Annotated in this window: 1 protein-coding gene; it reads left to right on the top strand. The window is 61.1% G+C overall.

Going from position 1 to position 1216, the window contains the following annotated elements:
- Nucleotides 1-1216, top strand: a 1216-nt coding sequence (gene pyk / locus NW856_RS10480; RefSeq protein ID WP_414400176.1) for a pyruvate kinase, incomplete at both ends; no start/stop codon positions are given.

The raw sequence follows: 1216 nt of genomic DNA, 5'->3' as shown, positions 1-1216 counted from the left end.
CCTTTGTGTTGACCAGTAAGCCCGTCTTGGGATCCCAAGAGCGCAGCTGGGTCACCTACGACAAGCTGGCCCAAGAAGTGCCCGAAGGAGCGACGATCCTCATCGACGACGGTCGAGTGGAGATGCGGGTGGAAGCCGTGGATCCGGAAGCGGGCGAACTCTTCTGCCGCACCATTGTCGGGGGTACCCTCTCCAACAACAAGGGGGTCAATTTCCCCGGTGTGCGCCTGAGCATCCGCGCCGTGACCCCAAAGGATAAAGAAGATCTCTACTTCGGCCTCAACCAAGGGGTGGATTGGGTGGCCCTCAGCTTTGTGCGGGATCCCTCTGATGTGCTGGAGCTGCGGGAGCTCATCGCCTCTGCCAAACGGCCTTCTTCGGGCTCAGCCGACAAGCGGGTACCCATCATCGTCAAGATCGAGAAACACGAGGCCATTGAACAGCTGCCCCAGATTTTGGCCCTCAGCGACGGTGTGATGGTGGCGCGGGGAGATCTGGGGGTAGAGCTGCCTGCGGAAGAGGTGCCGATCCTGCAGAAGCGGGTGATCGCCCTGGCCAACTCCCTGGGGATCCCGGTAATTACGGCCACCCAAATGCTGGACAGCATGGTGCACAGCCCCCGACCCACCCGTGCCGAGATCTCCGATGTGGCCAACGCCATTTTGGATGGCACCGATGCCGTCATGCTCTCCAACGAGACGGCTGTGGGCAAATACCCTGTCGAGGCCGTTGCCACCATGGCCCGCATTGCCGTGCGCACCGAGCGCGATTACTTTGACCTGACCTCCGCCGACCGACGACAACGCCTTCGCGCCCTTGCCATGCAGGAGCTGAGCCAAAACAACGGCAACAGTCCTGCTGGAATGCGGCCCAAAACCCTGATCACCGACTCGATCAGCCGCGCCGTGGGGGAGATCGCCCAAGAGTTGGATGCTGTAGCCGTGATGACCCTGACCAAAACAGGGGCTACTGCTCGCAATGTCTCTAAGTTTCGCCCCCGCACTCCCATCCTAGCCGTAACCCCCCATGTGGAAGTGGCACGGCGGCTGCAGTTGGTTTGGGGGGTACATCCGCTGTTGGTTATGGATTTGGCCACCACCCGCCAGACCTTTCAAGCGGCCATCAGCTTGGCTCAGGAAGATGGCTTGCTCAAGGATGGCGACTTGGTGGTGCTCAGTGCAGGAACCCTGCCAGGCGTTGCGGGATCCACCGATCT

It is taken from the genome of Synechococcus sp. R3-13, from assembly GCF_047462195.1.
Lineage (GTDB): Bacteria > Cyanobacteriota > Cyanobacteriia > Thermostichales > Thermostichaceae > Thermostichus.
Note: the sequence above shows the minus strand (reverse complement) of the source record. Positions and strands in the feature narration are given on the sequence as shown.